Genomic DNA, 3,154 nt, shown 5'->3' on the forward strand with positions numbered 1-3,154 from the left:
CAGGGCCGAGGGCATGTACAGCAGATCGCCTTCGTCGATGCTGGGCAGGAACTCGCCTCCCAAATGCATCAGTGGCCAGGCCGTGGTCAGAAGCACCGCCACCGCCAGCGCCAGCGTCGCCTTGGGCCAGTGCAGCACCCATTCGAGCGCCGGACGGTAGACGGCGATCAACGCTCGCGTGATTGGATTCTTCTGCTCGTCGGGAATGCGGCCGCGTATCCAGTAGCCCATCAGCACCGGGATCAGCGTGACCGCCAGGCCGGCCGCCGCCGCCATCGCATAGGTCTTGGTGAAGGCCAGCGGACCGAACAGTCGCCCTTCCTGCGCCTCCAGCGTGAACACGGGGATGAAGGACAGCGTGATGATGAGCAGCGAGAAGAACAGCGCAGGCCCGACCTCCTCGGCCGCCTCGGTGATGACCCGCCAGCGCTCCGCCCCCACCAGCTCCCGGCCGGGATGGGCGTGCTGCCAGGCCTCCAGCTTCTTGTGCGCGTTCTCGATCATGACGACCGCCGCATCGACCATGGCGCCGATCGCAATGGCGATGCCGCCCAGCGACATCATGTTGGCGTTGATGCCCTGGTAGCGCATGACGACGAAGGCCGCCAGCACGCCCAGGGGCAGCGAGATGATGGCGACCAGCGCCGAGCGCAGATGCCACAGGAACACCACACAGACCAGCGCGACGACCAGGAACTCCTCGGCCAGCTTGTAGATCAGGTTGTCCACGGCGCGCTCGATCAGCGCGCTGCGGTCGTAGGTGGTGACGATCTCCACGCCCGGGGGCAGGCCCGCCTGCAGCTCCGCCAGCTTCTTCTTCACTGCGGCAATGGTCTGTTGCGCGTTCTTGCCTGAACGCAGGATGACCACGCCGCCGGCCACCTCGCCCTCCCCGTCCAGCTCGGCGATACCGCGCCGCATCTCCGGCCCGACCTGCACGCTCGCCACGTCGCCCAGCCGCACCGGCACGCCTGCGCGCACCGCCAGCGGGATGGCGCGGAAGTCGCCCAGTGTCCTGAGGTAGCCGCCGGCGCGCACCATGTACTCGGCACCCGCAAGCTCCAGCACCGAGCCGCCGGCCTCCTGGTTGGCGGCGACCAGCGCCTCGCGCACCTGGGTCTGGGTCACGCCCAGGGACGCCAGCCGGGTCGGGTCCAGCACCACCTGGTACTGCTTGACCATGCCGCCCACGCTGGCCACCTCGGCCACATTGGGCAGGCTCTTCAGCTCGAACTTCAAGAACCAGTCCTGCAGCGAGCGCAACTGGGCCAGGTCCGTCTTGCCACGGCGGTCCACCAGCGCGTACTGGAAGATCCAACCCACGCCTGTGGCGTCCGGCCCGAGCGCCGGCTTGGCGCCCGCGGGCAGCCGCCCCTGCAACTGGCTCAAGTACTCCAGCACCCGGGAGCGGGCCCAGTACAGGTCGGTGCCATCCTCGAAGAGCACGTAGACGAAGGAGTCCCCGAAGAACGAGAAGCCGCGCACGGTCTTTGCGCCCGGCACCGACAGCATGGTCGTCGCCAGTGGGTAGGTCACCTGGTTCTCGACGATCTGCGGCGCCTGACCAGCGTAGCCGGTGCGGATGATGACCTGCACGTCGGACAGGTCGGGCAATGCATCGATGGGCGTGCTTCGAACCGCCCAGAGGCCCCATCCCAGCAGCAGCAGCGTCGCCAGCAGCACGAGCAGCCGGTTGCCGACCGACCAGCGGATCAGCCGCGCGATCATGGCCGGCCTCCCTTGGACGCCGTCTGCGGCCGGATGTCCACCACCACATAGTCCTCGCCCTGCTTGCTGAAACTGAAGCTCACCGCCTGTCCCGGCCTCAGGCCCGCCGCCAGCCGGGCGTCGGCCAGCTTGAAGTCCATGGTCATGGCCGGCCAGCGCAGTGCCGGCACGGCCTCGTGGGACAGTGTCAGCTCGCCCCGGCCCAGCGCGTCGATGCGGCCCCGCGAGCTGTGTACCTCGGCATGCGCCGCCGACGCCGACGCCTGCGGCAGCACACCGCGCAGGCTCGCCTCGGAGTCGATCAGGAACTGCGCCGACGCGACGACCTGCTGCCCAGCCTCCAAGCCCGCGGTGATGACCAGCCAGTCGTCGACCTCGCGACCCGGCTGGACGGCCACCGGGCGGAACCGCCCCGGCGCGTCCACCACATAGGCCAGTGCGCGGCGGCCAGTGCGTATCACCGCTTCGCTGGGCACCAGCAGTTCGGCGCGCGTCGGGCCTTGCAGGCTGGCCTGGCCGGACATGCCGGCCTTCAGCCGCTGCCCGGGGTTGGGCAGCTCCAGCCGCAGTCTTAGCGTGCGCGTCTCGCCGCTGGCTTCGGGCAGCACGGCCGCCACGCGCGCCTTGAAGACCTCGGGGCCCCAGGTCGCGAAACGCAGCTCCGCGGTCTGGCCCATGGCAACAACGCCGGCCTGCGCTTCGGGCACCGCCACCTCGAACCAGACCGAGCCCAGCCCGTTGATGCGAGCCAGGCTCATGCCGGCCGACACCGCCATGCCCTGACGCACCATCAGCTCCGCGATCAGCCCGCCCTGCGGCGCGACGACGGTGTACCGAGCCTGCACCTGGCCGCTGCGCTCCACGGCGGCCACCAGCGATTCCGGCATGCCCAGCAGCAGCATGCGTTGGCGCGACGCCGCGCCGAGCGCGGCGTCACCCAACGCGCGCACTGCCAGGTACTCGCGCTGCGCCGCCACCCAGTCCGGCAGCAGCAAGTCGACCAGCGGTGCGCCGGCCGCGATCACATCACCCGGCGCGCGGGCATAGACCTTCTCGACGAAGCCGCCGCTGCGCGCCTGCACGATGCTCACGTCGCGCTCGTTCAGCTGAACCGTGCCCGGCGCCACCACATGGGCGGCGAGTTCGCGCCGTTCCACGGTGGCAGTGCGCACGCCCAGTGCCTGCACGGCCTCCGGCGCCACGCGCAGCGCGCTGCCCTCGGCAGCATCACCCTCGTCGGCGTAGCGAGGCTGCAGCTGCATGTCCATGTAGGGCGACTTGCCCGGCTTGTCGAACTTCTGTCCCGGGACCATGGGGTCATACCAGTACAGCACTTTGCGCTCGGCCGCTACTTGGGGTTGCACAGCCGCCGTCGGCATCCAGCGCGACAGCACCACGCCCACCCCCACCCCGAGGGCCAGCAGGC

Annotated in this window: 2 protein-coding genes; both read right to left on the reverse strand. The window is 70.0% G+C overall.

Going from position 1 to position 3,154, the window contains the following annotated elements:
* The coding region (locus tag VGF12_RS09365) for a CusA/CzcA family heavy metal efflux RND transporter (protein ID WP_331175765.1) at positions 1–1,728 on the reverse strand (1,728 nt) is incomplete at its 3' end.
* Positions 1,725–3,152: an efflux RND transporter periplasmic adaptor subunit gene (locus tag VGF12_RS09370; RefSeq protein ID WP_331175766.1), complete on the reverse strand. Its 1,428-nt coding sequence runs from the start codon at positions 3,150–3,152 to the stop codon at positions 1,725–1,727. The genes VGF12_RS09370 and VGF12_RS09365, both read right to left, overlap by 4 nt.
* Positions 3,153–3,154 lie beyond the last annotated feature (2 nt).

Origin of the sequence: Roseateles sp. (genome assembly GCF_036404855.1) — a bacterium.
Taxonomy (GTDB): domain Bacteria; phylum Pseudomonadota; class Gammaproteobacteria; order Burkholderiales; family Burkholderiaceae_C; genus Pelomonas.